Source organism: Marinobacter sp. C7, from assembly GCF_022343555.1.
Classification (GTDB): Bacteria; Pseudomonadota; Gammaproteobacteria; order Pseudomonadales; family Oleiphilaceae; genus Marinobacter.
The window spans coordinates 1-533 of the sequence record NZ_JAKQZH010000086.1; the positions used below are offsets into that span (position 1 = coordinate 1).

A 533-nucleotide genomic window follows, 5' to 3' on the forward strand; every position below is an offset into this window, starting at 1 on the left:
GGCCCCTGGGCCGCTTTCAAGGGATCTCCGATCCCGTCGCCAAGGTGACCGCAGCGCGGTCGCCGCAACACGTAGACACGGAGAAACACTCATGAGACATAATCTCACGAAACTCACTACCGCCCTGATGCTCGGCGCCGCCAGCCTTGTTCCGGCGACTGCCGCTTTCGCGCAGGAACCCGGCGATGGCAAGACCATCAACATGGCCCAGGCCGACTGGGACACCGGCTGGTTCCAGGCCGAAATCTACAAGCAGATGTTCGAGGACCTTGGCTACAGCGTCACCGGTCCGATGACGCTCGCACCGTCGGCTTTCTACCAGGCCGTCTCGCAGGGCGATGTCGACCTCTGGGTCAACGGTTGGTTCCCGCTGCACAACACCTACGAATCGACCTTCGGCGGCGAAGCCAAGATCGACGGCGCAGTTGCCAAGGGTGGCGCGCTGCAGGGCTATCTCGTCGACAAGAAGGCTATCGGGGAGTTCGACATCAAGACGCTTGACGATTTCAAGCGTGAGGAAGTAAGGGAAGCTT

At 61.2% G+C, this 533-nt stretch carries 1 protein-coding gene; it reads left to right on the plus strand.

Annotation, left to right across the window (positions count from 1 at the left end):
* Positions 1 to 91: 91 nt before the first annotated feature.
* The coding region (locus MD273_RS18860; RefSeq protein WP_285229186.1) for a glycine betaine ABC transporter substrate-binding protein at positions 92 to 533 on the plus strand (442 nt) is incomplete at its 3' end.